General features: G+C 69.8%; 22 protein-coding genes and 1 riboswitch. Of the genes, 10 read left to right on the top strand and 12 right to left on the bottom strand.

The features are described from left to right. Window positions 1-3 precede the first annotated feature (3 nt). Window positions 4-1,644, bottom strand: a complete 1,641-nt coding sequence (locus tag IM776_RS14245) for a D-alanyl-D-alanine carboxypeptidase family protein (RefSeq protein WP_194420738.1) — start codon at window positions 1,642-1,644, stop codon at window positions 4-6. 69 nt (window positions 1,645-1,713) lie between these two features. Continuing rightward, window positions 1,714-1,826, top strand: a riboswitch (TPP riboswitch). 2 nt (window positions 1,827-1,828) lie between these two features. Between IM776_RS14245 and IM776_RS14240 the strand changes: the two genes are divergently transcribed. From IM776_RS14240 to IM776_RS14230, 3 genes are read left to right on the top strand one after another with little or no spacing between them, the layout of a single operon-like run. Continuing rightward, window positions 1,829-2,452 (top strand): ECF transporter S component, encoded by a 624-nt coding sequence (locus IM776_RS14240; RefSeq protein ID WP_194420737.1) that lies wholly within the window; start codon window positions 1,829-1,831, stop codon window positions 2,450-2,452. Beyond that, a complete protein-coding gene (locus tag IM776_RS14235; RefSeq protein ID WP_194420736.1) occupies window positions 2,371-3,942 on the top strand; it encodes an ABC transporter ATP-binding protein in 1,572 nt (523 codons plus the stop codon). Before IM776_RS14240 ends, IM776_RS14235 begins: the two co-directional genes overlap by 82 nt. Further along, the gene (locus IM776_RS14230; protein ID WP_194420735.1) at window positions 3,939-4,748 is read left to right on the top strand and encodes an energy-coupling factor transporter transmembrane component T family protein; all 810 of its coding nucleotides are present in this window, start codon (window positions 3,939-3,941) and stop codon (window positions 4,746-4,748) included. Before IM776_RS14235 ends, IM776_RS14230 begins: the two co-directional genes overlap by 4 nt. A 2-nt stretch (window positions 4,749-4,750) precedes the next feature. On the opposite strand, the gene IM776_RS14225 is transcribed toward IM776_RS14230, so the two are convergent. From IM776_RS14225 to IM776_RS14215, 3 genes are read right to left on the bottom strand one after another with little or no spacing between them, the layout of a single operon-like run. Further along, complete coding sequence (locus IM776_RS14225; RefSeq protein WP_228479775.1) at window positions 4,751-5,128, bottom strand: MmcQ/YjbR family DNA-binding protein; 378 nt, start codon at window positions 5,126-5,128, stop codon at window positions 4,751-4,753. A gap of 27 nt (window positions 5,129-5,155) precedes the next feature. After that, entirely contained in the window at window positions 5,156-5,890 is a 735-nt protein-coding gene (locus IM776_RS14220) for an aminoglycoside 3'-phosphotransferase (protein WP_194420733.1), read from the bottom strand. Further along, window positions 5,890-6,249 carry a DUF488 domain-containing protein gene (locus tag IM776_RS14215; RefSeq protein WP_194420732.1) on the bottom strand — a complete coding sequence of 120 codons (360 nt, stop codon included), beginning with the start codon at window positions 6,247-6,249 and terminating at the stop codon, window positions 5,890-5,892. Before IM776_RS14215 ends, IM776_RS14220 begins: the two co-directional genes overlap by 1 nt. Before the next feature lie 98 nt (window positions 6,250-6,347). Here IM776_RS14215 and IM776_RS14210 point away from each other — a divergent pair, with 98 nt between their 5' ends. Further along, a complete protein-coding gene (locus IM776_RS14210; RefSeq protein WP_194420731.1) occupies window positions 6,348-7,112 on the top strand; it encodes an SDR family NAD(P)-dependent oxidoreductase in 765 nt (254 codons plus the stop codon). Window positions 7,113-7,197: 85 nt separating this feature from the next. Then, on the top strand, window positions 7,198-8,031 hold the full coding sequence (locus IM776_RS14205) for an SDR family oxidoreductase (RefSeq protein WP_194420730.1): 834 nt from the start codon (window positions 7,198-7,200) through the stop codon (window positions 8,029-8,031). A gap of 175 nt (window positions 8,032-8,206) precedes the next feature. Here IM776_RS14205 and IM776_RS14200 read toward each other — a convergent pair whose 3' ends face one another. Both IM776_RS14200 and IM776_RS14195 read right to left on the bottom strand, forming a co-directional pair. Next, complete coding sequence (locus IM776_RS14200) at window positions 8,207-8,953, bottom strand: sulfite exporter TauE/SafE family protein (RefSeq protein ID WP_194420729.1); 747 nt, start codon at window positions 8,951-8,953, stop codon at window positions 8,207-8,209. Window positions 8,954-8,955: 2 nt separating this feature from the next. Beyond that, on the bottom strand, window positions 8,956-9,594 hold the full coding sequence (locus IM776_RS14195) for a bifunctional 4-hydroxy-2-oxoglutarate aldolase/2-dehydro-3-deoxy-phosphogluconate aldolase (RefSeq protein WP_194420728.1): 639 nt from the start codon (window positions 9,592-9,594) through the stop codon (window positions 8,956-8,958). A 117-nt stretch (window positions 9,595-9,711) separates the two neighbouring features. Here IM776_RS14195 and rlmN point away from each other — a divergent pair, with 117 nt between their 5' ends. From rlmN to IM776_RS14175, 4 genes are all read left to right on the top strand, one after another. Next, window positions 9,712-10,953: a dual-specificity RNA methyltransferase RlmN gene (gene rlmN, locus IM776_RS14190; RefSeq protein ID WP_194420727.1), complete on the top strand. Its 1,242-nt coding sequence runs from the start codon at window positions 9,712-9,714 to the stop codon at window positions 10,951-10,953. A 73-nt stretch (window positions 10,954-11,026) separates the two neighbouring features. Beyond that, window positions 11,027-12,559 carry a DUF4407 domain-containing protein gene (locus IM776_RS14185; protein WP_194420726.1) on the top strand — a complete coding sequence of 511 codons (1,533 nt, stop codon included), beginning with the start codon at window positions 11,027-11,029 and terminating at the stop codon, window positions 12,557-12,559. Window positions 12,560-12,668: 109 nt separating this feature from the next. After that, a complete protein-coding gene (locus IM776_RS14180) occupies window positions 12,669-13,163 on the top strand; it encodes a hypothetical protein (RefSeq protein WP_194420725.1) in 495 nt (164 codons plus the stop codon). A gap of 18 nt (window positions 13,164-13,181) precedes the next feature. Beyond that, window positions 13,182-14,195 carry an aldo/keto reductase family protein gene (locus IM776_RS14175; protein WP_194420724.1) on the top strand — a complete coding sequence of 338 codons (1,014 nt, stop codon included), beginning with the start codon at window positions 13,182-13,184 and terminating at the stop codon, window positions 14,193-14,195. Between the two features lie 172 nt (window positions 14,196-14,367). Here the strand turns inward: IM776_RS14175 and IM776_RS14170 are convergent, their stop codons facing one another. From IM776_RS14170 to IM776_RS14145, 6 genes are read right to left on the bottom strand one after another with little or no spacing between them, the layout of a single operon-like run. Further along, on the bottom strand, window positions 14,368-14,874 hold the full coding sequence (locus tag IM776_RS14170; RefSeq protein WP_194420723.1) for a glycine cleavage system transcriptional repressor: 507 nt from the start codon (window positions 14,872-14,874) through the stop codon (window positions 14,368-14,370). A gap of 34 nt (window positions 14,875-14,908) precedes the next feature. Next, a complete protein-coding gene (gene cds1, locus IM776_RS14165) occupies window positions 14,909-15,970 on the bottom strand; it encodes an L-cysteine desulfhydrase Cds1 (protein WP_194420722.1) in 1,062 nt (353 codons plus the stop codon). Continuing rightward, on the bottom strand, window positions 15,967-16,224 hold the full coding sequence (locus IM776_RS14160) for a hypothetical protein (RefSeq protein WP_194420721.1): 258 nt from the start codon (window positions 16,222-16,224) through the stop codon (window positions 15,967-15,969). Before IM776_RS14160 ends, cds1 begins: the two co-directional genes overlap by 4 nt. Before the next feature lie 29 nt (window positions 16,225-16,253). Next, complete coding sequence (locus IM776_RS14155) at window positions 16,254-17,075, bottom strand: GntR family transcriptional regulator (RefSeq protein ID WP_194420720.1); 822 nt, start codon at window positions 17,073-17,075, stop codon at window positions 16,254-16,256. After that, window positions 17,076-17,474, bottom strand: a complete 399-nt coding sequence (gene rbsD / locus IM776_RS14150) for a D-ribose pyranase (protein WP_194420719.1) — start codon at window positions 17,472-17,474, stop codon at window positions 17,076-17,078. Between the two features lie 12 nt (window positions 17,475-17,486). Beyond that, the gene (locus IM776_RS14145; RefSeq protein ID WP_194420718.1) at window positions 17,487-18,470 is read right to left on the bottom strand and encodes a ribokinase; all 984 of its coding nucleotides are present in this window, start codon (window positions 18,468-18,470) and stop codon (window positions 17,487-17,489) included. Between the two features lie 100 nt (window positions 18,471-18,570). Here IM776_RS14145 and IM776_RS14140 point away from each other — a divergent pair, with 100 nt between their 5' ends. Continuing rightward, complete coding sequence (locus tag IM776_RS14140; protein ID WP_194420717.1) at window positions 18,571-19,239, top strand: transaldolase family protein; 669 nt, start codon at window positions 18,571-18,573, stop codon at window positions 19,237-19,239. The last annotated feature ends 18 nt before the right edge of the window (window positions 19,240-19,257 follow it).

The raw sequence follows: 19,257 nt of genomic DNA, 5'->3' as shown, positions 1-19,257 counted from the left end.
ACGTCACTTCGAGCTGAGGCCGAGCAGCTCCAGCGGGTGCGTCAGGCGCCACCAGGGGCTCGGGCCCGCGATCTCCTCCGCCAGCGACGCGTCGACGGTCGCCTGGTCCACGGGGCCCGTCACCGTGACCGTGCCGACGTCCTCGCCGTCTGCGCGCTGGTCGCCCAGATCGAACGTGGCAGCGGCGGTCGCGGTGGTGCCGTCCCACAGCACCACGGTCGCATCCTCATCCGAGACGATGTCGACGCTCGTGCCCCACGGGGTGCTGATCTCGCCGACCACGGTGCCAGAGGGCAGAGCGGGAGAGATCGTCGCCAGCGCAGCCTCGGCCTGATCGAACAGCGAACGCGTCACGGCGAGCCGCTCCGCGTCGTCGCTCTGGTTCAGCACCGATGCGTAGAGGTGCACGGTGGTGTCGCCGACCGTGACGTCCTTCGCGGTGAGCAGATTCCAGCCGACGAGCGTACCGGTCTTGATGCCGACGACGCCGGGATCTGCCAGCATCCCGTTGGTGTTCTCGACCAGCCCCGCTCCCGGGATCTCAGCGCTGACCGTGCCGACGATCTCCGCGAACACGGGATTCTGCATGGCGCGTTCGCCGAGGCGCAGCAGCGCCTCCGGGGTGGCGATGTTGCCCTCGTCGAAGCCCGATGGCGTCACGACCGTGATGTCGTCGAGGCCGCGTTCGGCGAGCCACGACTCGGCGGCCTGGGCGAACTGCTGGTCCGAACCCCAGATCTCTCGTGCGAGCCGGTCGATGTAGTTGTTCGCCGACCCCATCAGCGTGCCCTGCAGCAGCTGGTACTCCGTCAGCACGCCGTCGACGGGAACGTCGAGCGCGGACTGGTTGGCACTGCGGTAATCCCAGTACTCCAGGGTGTCGCCGTAGTCGAAGGCGAATTCGGGCCCCTGCTCGCCGACTTGCAGCGGCATCTGATCGAGCACCATCAGGCTGCTGACCACCTTCGTCACGCTGGCGATCGACACAGCCTGCGTGGCGGATGCCGCGGACGAGACGCCTGCCATGCTCAGACCGGCGCTGCCCGCCGACGGCCACACGATCTCGGCGGGCGCGGATGCCACGGTCGCGAACTCGACGGGCTGCACCATCGGCGGCACTTCGTGCAGCGGCCACACCAGCATGCTCGCGCTGTACGCGATGGCACAGGTGGCGAGGGTTCCCAGCGGAACCAGCCATCGACCGTGCAGGAGTGCGGGTCGCAGCTTCGCATCCGCGAGCAGATCCGTGACCGGGCCGTCCATCGTTATCGCATTGAGATCGGCAGGGCGGCTGGATTCCGCGACATCGGTCGTCGCGAGCCAGCTCAGCGCGGTCGCCGGGCGCGACGGGCCCGCCCACTCCACGAGGCGTTCGGCCGCGCTCTCCTCGACGGGATCAGAGTCCTCGGCGCGCAGGGGCGGCAGGTCGGCCGCCGGTGCCTCATCGAGAGCATCGGGTGCTACATCCACCTGCTCGGGCGCGGATTCCGCGGGTCGGGGGAGGGGAGCCTCGAGGACAGTGGTGGCGTCCGCATCGCTGAACGGGAGCGTCGGCGTGCGCGACAACTCGGCCGCACGACGGATCGCGCGCCGAGCGCGTCGGGTCGTCGCGCCTGCAGCAGGCGTCACATCGTCGGAGATCACCAGTTCACGCTACCCAATCGCGCGCGTGCCGGCGTGAAGCCGCGGCCGGAGTGCAGTGGGTATGATCGACTTCACAACCACGGGAGTCCGGGCCAGCCGGGCTGAGAGGAAGCGAACCGCGCTTCGACCGTCGAACCTGATCCGGATCATGCCGGCGCAGGGAGGAGTTCAGATGAGTACACCCATGTCTGCTTCGGCAACCACCGCGAAGGGTCTCCGTCGCCCGGATCTGTGGCGCTGGCGCGTCGTCGACATCGTCGTCGCCAGTGTCATCGCCGTCGCCTGCGCCGTGATCTTCCTGCTGTGGAACGTCGGCTACGAGGCGCCGAGCACTCTGTTGAAGCCGTTGCTGCCCGGCGTGCAGGGTCTGCTCGCCGGTCCCTGGCTCATCGCCGGCGTGCTCGGCGGCCTCATCATCCGCAAGCCCGGCGCCGCCCTCTACACCGAACTGGTCGCCGCGGTGATCTCGGCGCTCATCGGCAACCAGTGGGGCCCGCTGACGATCGCCTCCGGCCTCGTGCAGGGGCTGGGCGCCGAACTGATCTTCCTGATCTTCCTCTACGGGGTGTGGCGTCTGCCGGTTGCCATCCTCGCCGGCGCGGGTGCAGGACTCGCCTGCGGCATCAACGACCGCATCCTCTGGTATCCGGGCGCAGACCTGCTGTTCACGAGCGTGTACATCGCCTCGACCACCGTCTCGGGTGCCGTCATCGCCGGTCTAGGTGGATGGCTGATCGCCCGCGGTCTCGCCGCCACCGGCGCCCTGAACCGCTTCGCCTCGGGACGCGCGGCGACCGCGCGCGTGTGACGATCCCGGCAGGCCAGGGCGCGGCGCCCATCCCCGCGACGCTGGAGGCCCGGTCGTGGGGGTGGCGCTACGCCACCCGCCTGCGCTGGGCGCTGCGCGACGTCTCGCTGACGATCGCCCCGGGCGAGCGTGTGCTGCTGCTGGGAGCATCCGGATCCGGCAAGTCGACCCTGCTGCAGGCGTTTGGCGGCGTGCTCGGCGGTGCCGACGAGGGCGAGGAGGTCGGCGAGTTGCTCATCGACGGGATGCCGGCCGCCAAGGCCCATGGGCGCGTGGGCATGGTGCTGCAGGACCCGGACACCCAGACGATCCTCGCCAGGGTGGGCGACGACGTGGCGTTCGGGTGCGAGAACCTCGGAGTGCCGCGCGAGGAGATCTGGCCGCGCGTGCACGCCGCTCTGGACGCGGTCGGCCTCGATCTGCCACTGGAGCACTCGACGGCGGCGCTGTCCGGCGGCCAGAAGCAGCGACTCGCGCTCGCCGGTGTCCTGGCGATGCGCCCGGGCGCGATCCTGCTCGACGAGCCGACCGCGAACCTCGACCCCGACGGGGTCGGCGAAGTGCGCGACGCGGTGAAGCGCGTGCTGGACGCGACCGGGGCGACGCTCGTCGTGATCGAGCACCGCATCGACGTGTGGCTCCCCCTGGTCGATCGCGTGATCGTCCTCGGCAGCAGCGGGAGCGGCGTCGAGGGCGAGACGACGGTCGTGCTCGCCGACGGCACACCGGATGCCGTGCTCGGCGCCCGCGGTGACGAGCTCGCCGCCGCCGGGGTATGGGTTCCGGGGCATCCGCCGGTCTTCCCCCCGCCGCCCGCCGCTCCGCCGGGAGAGGAGCTGCTGCGCGCCGAGGGACTCGTCGTCGCGCGGCGCAGAGGCGTGCCGGTCGCCGGTCCCTTCGACCTCGGCCTGCGCGCAGGTGAGGTGTTCGGGGTCGTGGGCCCGAACGGCGCGGGCAAGTCGACGCTCGGCCTCACCCTCGCGGGCCTCATCGCGCCCGAGAGCGGCCGGGTGACGGCATCCGCCGCGCTCGCTGCCGGCGAGAAGCCCGAACCGGGCAGGTGGTCATCGCGCGCGCTGCTGACCCGGATCGGTGCGGTGCTGCAGAGCCCCGAGCATCAGCTCCTGGCGCGCACGGTACGCGAGGAGCTGTCGACCGGCCCCCGCGCGCTCGGCCTCGGCCCCGACGAGGTGGCCGTCAGGGTCGATGACCTGCTTGTGCGCCTTCGTCTCAGCGCGCTGGCCGAGGCGAACCCGTACACGCTCTCCGGTGGCGAGAAACGGCGCCTCACGGTCGCCGCGGCGCTCGCCACCCGGCCGCGCGTGCTCGTGCTCGACGAGCCGACCTTCGGGCAGGATGCCGCGACCTGGGCCGAGCTCGTGGCGATCATCGCGCGCCTGCGAGATCAGGGCACCGCCATCGTCGTCGTCTCGCACGACGAGGATGTGCTGCGGGCGCTGCACGCGCGGCGGATCGAGGTCGGACGATGACCGACCTCTCCGCGGACTCCGGTCGCGTCCAGCGCTCCGGCCCCATCGCACCGCGCAGCGCTCTGGCAAAACTCGCCGCGGCGCTGCTGGTCAGCATCCCCCTCATCCTGACCATCGATGTGCTCTCGGCCGCCGTCGCGCTGGTGCTGGAGATACCGCTGCTGCTGCTCGCGGGGCTCCGTGCGAGAGAGTTCTGGCTGCGCACCGCGGTGTTGTGGATCGCCGCTCCGCTCAGCGCCGTGACGATCGCGCTCTACGGCGCGACGAGCGGGACCATCCACTTCGAGTGGTTCGTGATGCGCGTCAGTGACGGGTCGCTCGCGCTCGCCGCGGCGACGGCCGTGCGCGTTCTGGCGATCGGCCTCCCGGCGATCGTGCTCTTCGTCACGGTCGATCCGACCGATCTCGCCGACGATCTGGCGCAGCGGGCGCGCCTTCCGGCACGGTTCGTGATCGGCGCGCTGGCCGGGATGAGGATGCTCGGACTGCTCGCCGACGACTGGCGGGCGCTCGCACTGGCGCGCAGGGCGCGCGGCGTGGCCGATCAGGGGCGGATCCGGCGGGGCATCGGGATGGCGTTCGCGCTCTTCGTGCTCGCGATCCGGCGCGGGTCGTCGCTCGCCACGGCGATGGAGGCGCGCGGCTTCGGCGGCCCGGCCGCCCGCAGCTGGGCGCGACCGTCACGGTGGGACCGCGGCGACACCGTGCTGGTGCTGATCGGGATACTGATCCCCGCCGCGGCGATCACCGCCGCCGTCGTCTTCGGCACCTGGAACTTCATCCTCGGGCCGTCCGTCGCCGGCTGAGGTCAGCGCTCGTCGAGCTCCTTCACGAGCCGCCGCGGTGCCGTCACGCGGTACGAGGCGTCGATCAGCTCTGCGATCTCCTGCCAGTCCGTGCCCTCGTCGATGTCGATGCCGAGCCAGCCCGATGGGCCCAGGTACGCCGGCACCCAGAACCTCGGATCCTGCCGCAGGGCGGGATCATCATCCGGATCCGGCCGCACAATGATCGCCGCGTCGTGCGCGACCCACTCCTCATTGATCCGCTGCGAGCCGCCGAAATAGCAGAACACCTTCTGCGTGAAGAAAGCCGGTCGGCCATGACTGACCTTCTCATCGGCCTCGGGGAGCGCGAGCGCGATCTCCCGCACGCGCGCCAGCAGCGGATCGTCGGGCGAGAACATCAGCGGATGCGGCATCGTGGCTCCCGTTCAGGTCGCGTTCCACAGATCGCGGTAGTAGGCGAGACGCTCGCGGTCGGGTTCGAGACCGTATGCCTCGATGAGTGCATCCTCCCACCCCGGGCCATAGTTCCATTCGGTGCTCATGGATGCCACGGCGATGTCCGCCCAGCGGTCGGCGGTGCCCAGCAGCGCGAGGTCGACGTGGGCGATCCAGCGGCCATCATCGCCGACGAGGGTGTTCGGACAGCAGGCGTCGCCGTGGCAGACGACGAGACGGTCGATCGGCGGTGCGTCTCGCAGGGCGCTCGGCACCCGGATGCCGCGTGACTCGGCGTTCGCGATCCGTCCGGGTACGCTCCAGTCCCACGGGCACTCCCGCGCGCGGAGTGCATCATGCATCGCACGCAGGCCCTCGCCGACGGCTCGCACCGCTGTCGCAGGATCGGCGACCCAGCGCGGATCGACGGCGCTCCGTCCCTCGATCGCTGCGGTGAGCAGCCACTCATGCGTCTCGTCCTCCCCGTGGTCGAGAACACGGGGCACATGAATCCATCGCTCCGCCCACCGCATCCGCTCGGCCTCATCGCGCAATGCGAACTCGAGGTTCCGCGGACCCCACTTGATGTAGAACGGGTCGAAGTCGCCGCTCGCGCGGAAGGTGATTCCGCCGTAGTCGTTGTGCCATACCGGCGTCAGGTCGGCGCCGCGGGCGAGCTCCCGCACCTGTGCCGGAACGACCACTTCACCCGTCGGGATCGTCATCACAGCAGTTCCCGCAGCGCTTCGTCGAGCACCACGGCATGGTTGTGATTCTCGTCGTGGGCCGCGTACACGAGCGTGACCACCTTGTGCGTCTTCAACTCGTCGGCCAGCTCCTCGAGCGCGGGCGCGCTCTCGCCGGCGAGCTCAGCGCGGTAGCGGTTGGCGTACACATCCCAGTCCGCATCGGATGCCGTGTGCCACTCCTTGCGCAGGTCGGGGCTGGGCGCGGCGTCCTTCGCCCACAGATCGATCTCCGCCCGCTCCTTCGAGACGCCCCGCGGCCACAGCCGGTCGACCAGCACGCGGAAGCCGTCTGAGGCTTCGGCGGTGTCGTAGGCTCGCTTGCGACGCAGTTCCATGGCTCCAGCCAACACCTCAGCGCCCGCGGACGCCAGAGGATGACACTGAGCACCGCGTATGCTGAGACCGAGTTGCAGAATCGTTCGAAGGAGAACCCATGCAGATTCAGGGATCCGGTGCGCTGATCACCGGCGGCGCCTCCGGCCTCGGCCTCGCCACCGCGCGTGCGCTCGCCGCCGCAGGCGCGCACGTCACGCTGCTCGATCTGCCGTCATCCGCCGGCGCGGAGATGGCTGCGGAGCTCGGTGGCGCCTTCGCCCCCGGCGATGTCACCAGCGCTGAGGATGCTGCCTCCGCCGTCGCCGCGGCGAACGAGCACGTGCCGCTGCGGATCGTCGTGAACTGCGCGGGCATCGCCCCGCCCGCCAAGGTCATCGACAGGGACGGCAACCCCGCGGTGCTCGCCGATTTCGAGCGCATCGTCCGCATCAACCTGGTCGGCACGTTCAACTTGACCTCTCAGGCGGCCGCGGTCATCGCCAAGAACGACCCCGCGGCCGGGTCGACCGACCGCGGGGTCATCGTGAACACGGCATCCGTCGCCGCGTTCGACGGGCAGATCGGCCAGCCGGCGTACTCGGCGTCCAAGGGCGGCGTGCACGCCATGACCCTGCCGATCGCGCGCGAGCTGGCCCGGTACGGCATCCGCGTGTGCACGATCGCCCCGGGGATCATGGAGACGCCGATGCTCGCCGGGCTCCCGGAGGCCGCGCAGGCCTCGCTCGGCGAGCAGGTGCCGTACCCCGCTCGCCTCGGAAAACCGGCGGAGTACGCCGCGCTCGTCCAGAGCATCGTCGAGAACGATTACCTCAACGGCGAGACCATCCGCCTCGACGGTGCCATCCGCATGGCGCCCAAGTGACCCGATTCAGCTGCTCAGGTCGCGTTCTCTGCCGTTCTGAGCCGCGGATGACAGCAGAATCTGCGACCCGAAACCGAGGAGAGACATGACCACCCTGGCCGGAAAGACCATCCTGATGTCGGGCGGCAGCCGCGGCATCGGCCTCGCGATCGCGCTGCGCGCCGCGCGGGACGGTGCGAACATCGCCATGCTCGCGAAGACCGACACCCCGCATCCGAAGCTCGAGGGCACGGTCCACACCGCTGCCGAGCAGATCCGAGCGGCCGGCGGCAACGCGCTGCCGATCGTCGGCGACGTGCGCGAGGACGACGACATCACCGAGGCGGTCATGACGACGCAGGGCGAGTTCGGCGGCATCGACATCGTCATCAACAACGCCAGCGTCATCGACCTGTCGCGCTCGCTCGATCTCGGCGCGAAGAAGTACGACCTCATGCAGGACGTCAACGTCCGCGGCACGTTCATGCTTTCGCGCGCGGCGATCCCGCAGCTGCGCGAGGCCGCCAATCCGCACATCCTCTCGCTGTCCCCGCCGCTGAACCCGACGCCGAAGTGGCTCGGCGCGCACACCGGCTACACGCTCGCGAAGTACGGCATGACCATGGTCACGCTCGGCCTCGCCGCAGAGTTCGCATCGGACGGCATCGCGGCGAACACGCTGTGGCCGCGCACGACGATCGCGACCGCCGCGGTGCAGAACCTGCTCGGCGGCGACAAGGTCATGGCCGCCAGCCGCACCGCCGACATCTATGCGGATGCCGCATACGCCGTGCTCACGAAGACGGCAGCCGAGTACACCGGGCAGAGCCTGATCGTCGAGGACGTCCTGGAAGCGGACGGCGTGACCGACTTCTCCGGCTACGCCGCGATTCCCGGCACGCCCGACGACCGGCTGTTCCCGGACATCTTCCTCGACTGACCCGTCGCCCCGCGCCCGTCGTCGCCCGCGCCGTCGCGCCAACCGCAGCATGTCCGGGGTGTTGTGGGTGCGTACGGCATCCATTCGCACCTTCCCGGACATGCCTCCGGAGCGTGTCCGGGTTGCGGCGGGTCGGATGCCGTGACACCCGCACCTTTCCGGACAGGCGACCGACTCAGAACAGCAGGTACACCGCGCCGACGATCGTCAGGCCGATCACGATGCGGTCGAAGACCTGCTGCTTCATGCGGCGTGCCAGCCAGAGCCCGGCGAACGCTCCTGCGACGACGAGCGGGACGAGCACGGCATCCATCAGCAGCACCTCGGCATCGAACAGTCCGATGCCAGCGAGGAACGGCACCTTGAACACGTTCACGATCGCGAAGAACCACGCCGAGGTGCCGAGGAACACCTGCACCGGCGTGCGCATGGCGAGGAAGTACATCGACATCACCGGTCCTGCCGCGTTCGCGACCATGGTCGTGAAGCCGGCGAACCCGCCGTAGGCGGATGCCGCGACGAGACCGTGCGCGGTGGGCGTGGCATCCTGGCGGCGCTGCCGCCAGCGACGCCACAGGGTCACGGCGATCATCGCCAGCAGAATGACGGCGATCGCGCGGCGCACGAGGGCGTCATCGCCGATCGCGAGGAACGCGAACCCGGCCAGCAGCCCCACCAGCACGGCCGGGGCGAGCCGCAGCAGCGTCGGCCAATGCGCATGCCGACGATAGGCGATCAGCGCGAAAACGTCGCCGACGATCAGTAGCAGCAGGAGCGCTGCGGTCGAAGTGCGCGCGGGGAGCACGGTCGCGAAGATCGCGACGGGCAGGATGCCGCCACCGGGGATCGCGGTCTTCGCCAGCCCCACTGTCAGGGCGGCGATGCCGAGGGCGGCCCAGGCCCACGGCAGCAGTTCGATCACGCTCAGCCGCGGATTGCGGAGAGCGCGGCTGCGAAACGCGCGGCGCGCTGCGTGATGTCGTCCCAGTCCCCGGCCTTGATCGACGCGGAGTTCGCCAGGTCGCCGCCGGCGCCGACGGCCACCGAGCCCGCCGCGAACCAGTCGGCGAGATTGTCGGGCTTCACGCCGCCGGTCGGCATGAGCGGAGCATCCGGGAACGGTCCGCGGAGCGCGCCGAGGTACGAGGGCCCGCCGAGGGATGCCGGGAAGATCTTCACCACGTCGACGTCGAGCGCCAGCGCGCCCATGACCTCGGTCGGCGTCATCGCGCCGGTCATGACGACGGCGCCGGTGTCGAGCATCGCGCGCGTGAGGTCGGGCAGGGTGCCGGGGCTCACCAGGAACTCGGCGCCTGCGTCGGCCGCGTCCCGCGCCTGCTCGGCGGTCGTTACGGTGCCGGCGCCGATGTAGGCGGCATCCCCGTGCCGGGCGATGAGTTCACGGATGACGGCCGGGGCGTCGGGCGTGGAGTACGTGACCTCGATGCCGGTGATGCCGCCGCGGATGATCGCTTCGGCGGTCTCGAGGGCGAGCTCGGGGGAGGGCGCGCGCAGGACGGCGAGGACGCCGGTGGTGCGTGCGCGGGCGAGACGGTCGGTCATGAGGCTCCTTGATCGGGGTGCGGTCCCATTCTCCCGGATCACAACCTGTAATGACAAGTGCGCGGGATGCCGAGCACTCCAGCGTCTTCTCACTCGCGAGCCCGTACCCTGGAGGGTATGACCGAGAACTCCCGCATCCGCTCGACGGGTCCCGCAAAACCGCAGGTGCGCCCGCGGACCGAGGGCTGGACCCAGAAGACGGACGAGTCGGGCCGCCCGCTGCTGCAGTTCGCGAGCCCGAAGCGCGGCAAGCCGCCGGTGCACCTCGCCGACCTCACGCCCGCCGAGCGCACCGAGAAGGTCAAGGAGCTGGGGCTTCCCGGCTTCCGCGCGAAGCAGCTCTCGACCCACTACTTCACGCACTACACGTCCGACGCGGCCGAGATGACGGACCTCCCTGCCTCGCAGCGCGAGGAGCTGGTAGCCGGGATGCTGCCGCCGCTGCTCACCGAGGTGCGTCGTCTCGAGACCGATCGCGGCGACACGATCAAGTTCCTGTGGCGACTGCACGACGGCGCGCTCGTCGAGTCGGTGCTCATGCGCTACCCCGGCCGCATCACGCTGTGCGTGTCGAGCCAGGCCGGCTGCGGCATGAACTGCCCGTTCTGCGCCACCGGCCAGGCGGGGCTGACCCGCAACATGTCGACCGCCGAGATCATCGAGCAGATCGTCCGCGCCAACCGCCTCATCGCCGAGGGCGGCCTGGGCGGCAAGAAGGCCGACGATCACAGCATGGAGCGCGTCTCGAACATCGTCTTCATGGGCATGGGAGAGCCGCTCGCGAACTACAAGCGGGTGATGGATGCCGTGCGCATCATGGTCGCCCCTCAGCCCGACGGACTCGGCATGAGCGCCCGCGGCATCACCGTGTCGACGGTCGGACTGGTGCCGGCGATCAGGAAGCTCGCCGACGAGAACATCCCGGTCACCTTCGCGCTGTCGCTGCATGCGCCGGACGACCACCTGCGTGACGAGCTCATCCCGGTGAACTCGCGCTGGAAGGTCGACGAGGCGCTGGATGCCGCACGCGAGTACTACGAGAAGACCGGCCGCCGCGTCTCGATCGAGTACGCGCTCATCAAGGACATGAACGACCACGCCTGGCGCGCCGACCTGCTGGCGGAGAAGCTCAACCAGCGCGGCCGCGGCTGGGTGCACGTCAACCCGATCCCGCTGAACCCGACCCCGGAGTCGGTGTGGACCGCGTCCGAGAAGGACGTCACGGCCGAGTTCGTCCGCCGTCTCAACGACGCCGGCATCCCGACCACCCTCCGCGACACCCGCGGCAAGGAGATCGACGGCGCCTGCGGCCAGCTCGTGGCCACGACGGAAGATGAAGCGGCTGCGGCCGCGCTGTGACTCGAGCTTCCTGGGGCGCCGCTCTCAGGCGCCTTCCGGCTGTCCCACAGGCGGAGTTTCTTAGTCTCTAGGGATGTCCTATTCCGCACATCGTGACGGCCGCATGGGTTCTGACGGCAAGATCTCATTCGACACCGACGCCCCGAACGGCTCGGTCGACGATGACGACATCGACTTCCTGCGCGATTACGAGCCGGTCGGCAGCCAGTCGACCGCCAGCGAGCCGACCGCCAGCCGGCCGACCGCCAACCAGTCGACGGGCACGGCACCGACGGCATCGGCTCGTGTGAAGAAGCCGCGCACGCCCGGGTCGCGCATGCGCACCATGGCGATCCTCGGAGGAGCCGACGGCGAAGTGCTCGACCGTGTTCCGGGCGAGACGCCGCGTTTCGTGCAGATGTTCTTCGTGCTCGCCGGCACCGCCCTGGTCTCGGCGATCTCGATGCTCTTCGCCCTCACCACGGGTGTGCAGGCGGCCATCTGGATCGCGGTGCCGCTCGCGATCATCTGGGCGGCGGTCATCTTCAACCTCGACCGCTTCCTCACCTCGACCATGACGTCGACGCGCAGCATCTGGAAGCTGATCGGCCTCGCGCTGCCCCGCGTCGCGATGGCCATGCTGATCGGATTCCTCGTGGCCGAGCCGCTCGTACTGCAGGTGTTCCACAATGACATCTCCCGCGAGGTCGCCGCGACGAACATCGTGCAGGCGCAGTCGGATCAGGATGCTCTGGAGAGCGGCCCCGAGCGGAAGGCGCTGGATGCCGCATCCGAGCGCGTCGCGACCCTCGAGAACCAGGCGGCCACCGGCATCGTCGCCGACACCGAGTCCGGGTCGGCATCGACCTCTGCCGCGCAGAGCACCGTCGACGACATCACGGCGAAGATGGCCGAGCAGCAGAAGGTGATCGACTCCGCGCGGGCGCTGTACCAGTGCGAGCTGACCGGCGAGGGCGCGGGAGAGGTGCCCGGCTGCACGGGCGTCAACGGCGAGGGCTCGAGCTCCGACGCCGCGGAGGCTCAGCTCGCGCAGGCACAGCAGACCTACGACGCGCTCGCGGCCCAGCTGCGCACCGCGAACGACGACCTCGCCGCCGCCGAGACGTCTGCGAAGGAGAACACCGCCACCTCCGAGACCGCCAACCGGCAGCAGGCCAACGACCAGCTGCCGGCCGCGCGCGACACGTATCAGCAGGCGCTCGACGCCTACAACGCGCGCGCGGACTCCGTCGCGGAGGGCAACGCCGGAGCGGTCGGGCTGCTCAGCCAGATCAGCGGGCTGAACCGCCTGGCCGAGAAAGAGCCGACCATCTGGTGGGCGCACTGGCTCATCGCGGCGCTGTTCTTCATGATCGAGCTCCTGCCCGTGATCGTGAAGGTGCTCACGAGCTACGGCGACCCGTCGCTGTACGAGAAGGCGTACGCGATCCGCAAGCAGGTCGACCTCGACAGGGTGACGGCAGAGGGATTCCGCGACAGGGCGTCGATCGTCACGACGGCGGATGCCGCGGCATCCGACCCTGCGTCCGATCCCGGCGGATCGACCAGCGACGTCCCCACTCAGCCGGTGACGCGCGCCGACCTGCGGGAGTCGGTCTCTGTGTAGCGTCTCGGCGCGGACGCGCCGGATGCTGTATACGTTGTGCCGATTCTCAGTGCTCAGCACCGGCATGACTCATACAGCATGGCTCTGCTGCCCTGCCTAGAATCGCGGTATGACCTCATCGCGGCGGGGCACCTTCCTCATCTCGATCATCGGCGCGCTCGCTGTCGCCGCATACGCCGTGTGGGGAGCGGTGCACGTGCTTGTGGTGAATCCGCTCGCCGCAGTGCCCGGGAGCAGTCTCGATGAGATTTATGCCGCGATCGCCGAAGCCGGCCAGATGTTCAGCATGGCCTGGGTCCTCGGGATCCTCGGAATCGGCGTGGTTCTCGCGGTCGCTGCGGCATGGGTGTGCATCGCGACGAAGGCCCCACCGATCGTGGCTGCGGCCGGTCCGCTCGCGTTGCTGGTGCTCGGCGCGCCCGCGTACTTCATGGCATCGTTCGGACCCGGTATGGCGCTCGCCGACACGTTCATGATCTCCGGTCGAAGCTACTCGGCAGGGCACCTCCCGCTCTACGCGATCAGCGCTCTCGCCGCTGTGGCCGTCATCGTCCTCGCCGTCAGCACAGCGATCGGATCGCGATACGAGCCCGCTCCTGCCTGAAGGCCGTAGCGTGGACCCATGGTCAACTATCGCTACCTCGGAAACAGCGGCCTCAAGGTCTCGGAGATCACCTACGGCAACTGGGTCACCCACGCATCCCAAGTCGAAGACGACGCCGCGGTTCGGACCGTGCACGCGGCGCTCGACGCCGGCATCACCACGTTCGATACCGCCGACACCTACGCCAACACGGCGGCCGAGGTCATCCTCGGCAAGGCGCTCGAGGGCCAGCGACGCGAGAGCCTCGAGATCTTCACCAAGGTGTACTTCCCGACCGGACCCAAGGGCCCGAACGACACCGGACTGTCCCGCAAGCACATCCTCGAGTCGATCAACGGCTCGCTGAAGCGCCTCGGCACCGACTACGTCGACCTGTACCAGGCGCACCGCTTCGACTACGAGACACCGCTGGAGGAGACCTTCCAGGCGTTCGCCGATGTGGTTCGTCAGGGCAAGGCGCTGTACATCGGCGTCAGCGAATGGACCGCAGAGCAGCTGCGCGAGGGGCACGCGCTGGCGAAGCAGCTGGGCGTGCAGCTCATCTCGAACCAGCCGGAGTACTCGATGCTGCACCGAGCCATCGAGGGCAAGGTGGTGCCGGCATCCGAAGAGCTCGGCATCTCGCAGATCGTGTGGTCGCCGATGGCGCAGGGCGTGCTGAGCGGCAAGTACCTGCCCGGGCAGCCGGTGCCGGAGGGATCGCGTGCGACGGATGAGAAGAGTGGTGCGCACTTCATCCAGCGCTTCCTGAATGACGAGGTGCTGACGGCCGTGCAGCGGCTGAAGCCGATCGCCGAGCAGGCAGGGCTGACGATGCCGCAGCTCGCGATCGCGTGGGTGCTGCAGAACCCCAACGTCGCGGCGGCGCTGGTCGGAGCATCCCGGCCCGAGCAGCTCGCCGACACGGTCAAGGCCTCGGGCGTCGGACTCGACGCCGACACGCTCGCGGCGATCGATGAGGCGCTCGGCGGCACGGTCAACCGCGACGCCGAGCACACCTATTCGGTCTCGCCGAAGACACGGTTGGCCTGAGCGCCGGGCGGAGCGAGGGCTTTCGACTCGTCGCTGCGCTCCTCGCTCAAGCCGTTTCGTCTCGCTTCGCTCGCTCAACGACCCGCAACTTCTGTACGGGTCGTTGAGCGACGAGCGCAGCGAGGAGACGAAACGGGCTGAGCGACCGAAGGGAGTCGAAGCCTCGCCACCCTCACTCCAGCGTGATGTCGACCTGGAGCTCGGCAGTGAGCCGCTCCAGGTCGGCGCGGAGCGCCGCCAGATCGGCGGATGCCGGCACCGTGGCCGCCACTGATGCCTCGAACAACCGGCCGCCGGCCATCGCGGCATCCCGCGTCTCGGTGGTCATGTCCTGGATGCTGAGCTCGTGCGCGCGCAGCACGGTCGAGACCTCGCGCACGATGCCGGGCCGGTCGTTGCCGAGCACTTGCAGGGTGATGGGCTGCTCGGCGGCGGTCACGGCATCCGCGCCGGTGTGCACCGAGACTGTCAGCAGTCCGTCGAGCGCGCGCAGGGCATCCTGCAGGTCGCCCTCCCGCTCTGATGCGACCGACACCTGGATGACTCCGGCGAAGACGCCCGCGAGCTCGGCGAGCTGGCTGCTCTCCCAGTTGCCGCCGTGGGCGTCCACGATGTCGGCGACGGCGGCGACGAGGCCGGGGCGGTCGGATCCGGCGACGGTGAGGATCAGAGTGGTCATGCGGCCAGCGTAGCCCGGCGCCCGCCCACTCGGGTCAGGGGAACCAGACGCCGGTTTCCAGGAAGCGCTCCATCCGGTCGCGGTGCGGGGCGAGATCCCAGCTCTGCGTCGCGACCCACTCATCGGAGTAGTACGTGCCGGCATAGCGAGCACCGCCGTCGCAGATCAGCGTCACGACGCTGCCCGTCCGGCCGGCAGCGCGCATCCGGGCGATGAGCTGGAACGCGCCGACCAGGTTGGTGCCGGTCGACCCGCCCGCCCAGTGCAGCGTGCGCTCCTTCAGCAGCCGGATGGCGGCCACCGACGCGGCATCCGGGATCTGCAGCATCTCGTCGATCACGCTCGGAACGAACGACGGCTCGACCCGCGGCCGCCCGATGCCCTCTATGCGGCTGGGCGTGCCGGTCGTGTAGTCCGCAGCGCCCGTGCTCCAGCCGCCGTAGAACGCCGACCCCTCCGGATCGACGACGGCGATGCGGGTCGGATGCTGGCGGTAGCGAACGTACCGGCCGAAGGTCGCGCTGGTGCCGCCGGTGCCGGCGCCGACGACAATCCACTCCGGGATCGGATGCCGCTCCCGTTCGAGCTGGCTGAAAACGCTCTCGGCGATGTTGTTGTTGCCGCGCCAATCGGTCGCGCGCTCGGCGTACGTGAACTGGTCGAGGTAGTGCCCGCCGCACTCGGACGCGAGCCGCTCGGCCTCGCCGTACATGTCCGGTGCGCGGTCCACGTAATGGCAGCGTCCGCCGTAGAACTCGATGAGCTCGATCTTCTCCGGGCTGGTGGAGCGCGGCACGACGGTGATGAAGTCGAGTCCCAGCATCCGGGCGAAGTACGCCTCCGACACCGCCGTCGATCCGCTGGATGCTTCGACGAGGGTGGTGTTCTCGCGGATGCGCCCGTTCACCAGTCCGTATAGGACGAGCGAGCGGGCGAGGCGATGCTTGAGGGAGCCGGTCGGATGCACCGACTCGTCCTTCAGGTAGAGATCGATGCCCCACTCGGCGGGCAGCGGGAACACGTGCAGGTGCGTGTCGGCGCTGCGATTGGCGTCGGCCTCCAGCAGGGCGATCGCGTTGCTGGTCCAGGACGTCATGCGATGCCGGACTGCGCCGCCTGCCACACGATGATCCCGGCGGCCACGGCGGCCAGTACCAGGACCACGGTGACCGGGACGATCCAGCGTGCCCGCTGCCTGGGCGGACGCACCACCGGTGCGGGCTTGGTGAGCGGACCGGGTGCCGGGGAGGGGCGGTCGGTCAGATCTGCCAGCGGCGGCGGAGAATCCGTCTCGGCGTCATCGCGCTCGTTGCCGGGCGCCCGGCCGGAAGTGGGATCAGCGTCGACCATCGTCGTCCTCTCCGAGGCGCGTGGTCACCTCAGACAGAGACTGTACCCGCCCTGGACGTGCCACCGGTGCCATCGACATGCAGAAGCGACGCCTGGGACTGCTCCTGTCGCAGCCGGAACTCGAATCTCGAGCGGTCACCGCGGTGCAGCGCGACGAAGTACTCGATCGGAATTCCGGACGCATCTCGGCTGACGCTGCGCAGGCGCAGCAGCGCCGACCCCGCGCTGACGCCCAGGTGCTGAGCGTGATCGTGAGTCGCGACGGTCGCCTCGGCGGAGCGCACGCCGTCCGTGGCCTGGATGCCGTGGTCGGCGAGCAGCCGGTAGAGGGATGCCTCGGACAGGTCGACCCCGAGGGTGACGGCGCCGACGGCTTCCGGCATCCAGGTCGTCGACAGCGACCACGGTTCGCCGTCCACGTGCCGGAGCCGCTCGAGGGCGATCACGGGAGAGCCGATGGGCACCTCGAGAGCGGCGGCGACCTCGGGGTCGGCATCCTCGCGCTCATGGCGCAGGATGTCGCTGTGCACGTGACCGCCGCGCCGCTCGACATCGTCGTACAGGCCGATCAGGGTGTGCACCAGCGACTCGCTCGTCCGCGGGCGAGACACGAACGTGCCCTTGCCCTTGACCCGCTCCACCATGCCCTCGTGCTCGAGCTGGGCGAGCGCCTGCCGCACCACCGTGCGGGAGATGCCGTAGCGCTCGCACAGCCGGTGCTCGCCGGGGAGCGGATCGCCGGGCTGGAGGCCGTCGCGTTCGATACCGTCGATGATGAGCTGGCGCAACTGGTCGTACATCGGCGCTGCGGAGTGCCGGTCGATCGCATCGGCGCCGCGCTGGGCGGACATCTAGTACGCCACCCCTGCGTGCAGGATGACGTTGGCGTACGGCGTGAACTCGCCCGAGCGGACGAACGCGCGGGCTCCGTGCGTGCGCTTCTTGAACTCCACGTGCGGCACGAGCTCGATCTCGATGCCGGGGAGCCGGTCGCGCAACTGCGCCAGCACCTCGGGGCTGTGGTCGGCGACCTCCGCCGACACGGTCGCGCCCTCGACCACCATCTCGGCGAGCACAGTGTCGAGCACGTCGAAGAACGCAGGGGCGCCCGGGCGATAGGCGAGGTCGATCCGCTCGGAGCCGGGCGGAATGGGGAGACCGGCATCGGTCACCACGATGAGATCCGTGTGCCCGGTCTCACTGATCACGCGCGAGAGCGCGGGGTTGATCGTCGTCGAGGTCTTTCGCATGGTGGCTCCTGATCAGGATGCGCGCGCGGCGCTGTCGTTATGCAGGGTGCCGTCGCCGCGCTGGGCGAGGAAGGCGTCGACATCGGCGCGGACGGGAAGGCTCGGAGAGGCACCGTGCTTCGTGACGGTGAGGGCCCCGGCGGCGGTGGCCACGCGGACGGCATCGGTCAGCGTCGCACCGTTCGCGAGCGCGGCGCCGAGGTACCCGGCGTACGCGTCGCCTGCGGCGGTGGTGTCGACGGCCTCCACAGGCATCGGCGTGACGATGGTGCTGCCCTCCGGCGTCACGACGCAGGAGCCCTGCGCGGCGAGGGTGATGACGGCGGCGCCGACGCCCTGGTCGAGGAACCAGCGTCCGGCCTGTTCGGCGCTTGCGGCATCCGTCACCTCGATGCCGCTGAGCACCGAGGCCTCCGTCTCGTTCGGCGTGACGATGTCGATGCTGCCCCACACGTCGGCGGGCAGGGGAGCGGCGGGGGCCGGGTCGAGGATGACGGTGAAGCCGAGTTCCTGTCCGCGCGACGTGATGTGCGTGGTGAGAGCCGACGGCGTCTCGAGCTGGGTCAGCAGAACGGATGCCGTGCTGGCGAGGTCGTCCAGCGCCGCGTCGATCTGCGCAGTGCTGAGCTCGGCGTTCGCGAGCGGAACCATGACGATGTCGTTCTGCGCCGAGGCATCCACCCGGATGTGGGCGATGCCGGTCGGGCCGGGGACGGTGCGCAGGTGCGCGAGGTCCACGCCGGCATCCGTCAGGCCGTCGACGATGAGGTCGTGGAACAGGTCGTCGCCGACGCAGCCGACGAAGCTGGTGCGGGCGCCGGCGCGTCCGGCAGCGACCGCCTGGTTCGCGCCCTTGCCGCCGAGGAACAGCGTGAACTGATCGCCGAGGATGGTCTCGCCCCTGGCGGGGAGGCGCTGGGAGAAGGTCGTCACATCCGCCGTGACGCTTCCGACGATGACGACGCCGGTGCGTCCTTCGGTGGGGGAGGCGGGCATGGGGCTCCTTTGACTTCGCCGGTTCCTGTCATTACATTAGCCGAATCCGCACCTGTAACGACAGGTTGCGTCTCCCCTCTTGTTCCCGAGGAGCACTCCCATGTCTGCTGCCGCCTCCGCTCCGCGCCTGTACGTCGACAGCGCCGACCTCGATCGGGTCTCCCGGCTGCTGCGCGCCGGTGTCGTGCACGGCGTGACGACCAACCCCACGATCCTCGAGCGGGGCGGGCGCAGTGCCGACGAGATCCCTGACCTCTACGCCCGCTGGAAGGACGAGGGCGCGCGGGAGATCTTCTTCCAGACCTGGGGCGCGTCGCGCCGGGAGCTGCTGGCCAATGCGGAGCCCATCCGCACGCTCGGCGACCGGGTGGCCGTTAAGGTCCCCGCCACGGCCGAGGGGTTCGCCGCGGCATCCGCCCTCGTCTCCGACGGGGTGAGCGTTCTCGTGACGGCCGTGTACTCGGTCGGTCAGGCGCTCGCCGCCGCGAGCATCGGCGCGCGGTACATCGCGCCGTACCTCGGCCGGTTGCGCGACGCGGGCGTCGACGGCGACACGCTGATCGCCAGGATGCAGGAGGTCTGTGCGGGCAGCGAGACGAACGTGCTCGCTGCGAGCCTCCGCTCTGCGGAGGACATCGTCTCGCTGCGACTGGCGGGCGTGCCGTACTTCACGGCCGCGCCGGACGTGCTCGACGAACTGCTGTTCCACGAGGTCAGCGACCGCTCGGCAGCGGAGTTCGAGGCCGCGATGGGCCGCATCGGCGCGTAGACGGGCGGCAGCGCGAGC

The organism is Microbacterium abyssi (assembly GCF_015277895.1).
Classification (GTDB): Bacteria; Actinomycetota; Actinomycetes; order Actinomycetales; family Microbacteriaceae; genus Microbacterium; species Microbacterium abyssi.
The sequence above is the reverse complement of the archived record's forward strand: the minus strand, read 5'-3'. Positions and strand labels throughout refer to the sequence as shown.